Origin of the sequence: Burkholderia sp. AU4i, from assembly GCF_000466765.1 — a bacterium.
Lineage (GTDB): Bacteria > Pseudomonadota > Gammaproteobacteria > Burkholderiales > Burkholderiaceae > Burkholderia > Burkholderia cepacia.
In genome coordinates, this window is the sequence record NZ_ASSI01000425.1 from 1 (window position 1) to 1,457 (window position 1,457).

Annotated in this window: 2 protein-coding genes; both read right to left on the bottom strand. The window is 69.1% G+C overall.

Annotation, left to right across the window (positions count from 1 at the left end):
• Positions 1-40: 40 nt before the first annotated feature.
• Positions 41-796, bottom strand: a complete 756-nt coding sequence (locus L810_RS43240) for a flagellar brake protein (protein WP_021164374.1) — start codon at positions 794-796, stop codon at positions 41-43.
• Positions 797-1,013: 217 nt separating this feature from the next.
• On the bottom strand, positions 1,014-1,457 hold a 444-nt coding region (gene flgJ / locus L810_RS43245; RefSeq protein ID WP_042978463.1), incomplete at its 5' end, for a flagellar assembly peptidoglycan hydrolase FlgJ.

Here is a 1,457-nt window from a genome sequence, read left to right on the forward strand (position 1 = left end):
CCTCGAGCGGCCTCGGGCGGGGCCGGCGGCCGCGTGCGCGTCAGGCCCGCGCGAGCGAGCGGCGCTTCATCTCGAGCTGCGTGATCAGCCGCTGCAGCGTGTTCTCCGCGCTGCCCGGCAGCGACATGTAGCGAAAGCCGAGCTGGTAGCGCCGCGACCCGTTCGGCATCTGCGTCGAACGCTGCGACACGAGCTGCAGGTCGAGCGACAGCTTGCCGTGGCCGGTCAGCTCGAGCTCGACGTCGGGCAGCAGCGTGCCGACCTCGAGCGCCTCGACGCGTTCGTCCGCCGTGCGCAGCCCCACGCCGCCGAGCGACAGGTTGTGCACCTCGAACAGGAAGCTCTCGCCGTCCGGCAGCTTGCCGCGGCACACGTACGGATCGACGACCGGCGCATCGACGCGGAAATACTCGCGGCGCTGGATGCACATCAGGACGTCGGGGAAATCGGCGACGAACGCGGGCAGCCCCTCGTAGCGCGTCTCGCGCGGCGTGCCCGTGGAGAATTCGACGCGCACGCCCTCCGGCGCGGCCGCGAACGTGCAGTGCGACGCGCCCAGGATGCCGGCGTTCTGCTCGGACAGCGCACCCCAGTCGAACGTGAACGTCCGCGCGCCGACATCCACCTCGAGCAGGCGCGTGACGAGCTGGCCGCCCGGGTACTGGACGGTCAGGAAATCGCCGCGATTGACGAGGTTGCGCAGCTGCACGCCGATTTCCAGCGGATTGCGGCGGGCATAGTCGGGCCCGGAGTGGCCTGCATCCAGGCTGGGGTCCGTCGACGTTTCGATATTCATGGCTAGCCGGTCTTTCTTGTCATGGGCGCCCGGGCAACCGGTGCGCGATAAAACCGGGCCAGAACGGGGGCCCGGTCGCAGGTCTCTCACACTTAGCGGCAGTGCTGACCGAAAGTTTAGATCGAAACGGGGATTTTTTTCGCGCAAACGTTGAAACCGCGCGCGGCGGGCTGCCGGGCGCGGTCCGAAAGGGGCAACGGCACTGGCCGACGGGCCGTCAGCCGATCTGCTGCATGATCGAGATCAGCTTCTTCGCGTAGTTCGGGTCGGTCGCGTAGCCGGCCTTCTGCATCCCGTGCGCGAAGCCTTCGACGCTGCGGCTCGCGCTCAGCACGCCCGAGTAGCGCGGATTGTTCTTCAGCAGGGTCGCGTAATCGGTCATCGCGTGCTCGTACGAGTCGTACGCGCGGAACTTCGCGACCACGCGGCGCGGCGTGCCGTTCACGTATTCGGTCGTCAGCGCCGACACCGTGCGGCCGGTCCAGCCCTTGGTCGCCTTGATGCCGAACACGTTGTAGCTGGTCGAGCCGTCGCTCGCGCGGATCTCGCGCTTGCCCCAGCCCGACTCGAGCGCGGCCTGGCCGACGATGAAGCGCGCCGGGATGCCGGTCGACGCGCTGGCCGCCTGCGCGGGGCCCGCGAGCCGGTCGACGAACGCGTC

Excerpts from the sequence above, each read along its gene's own strand:
- L810_RS43240 (WP_021164374.1), bottom strand. The coding sequence starts at position 796 with ATGAATATCGAAACGTCGACGGACCCCAGCCTGGATGCAGGCCACTCC.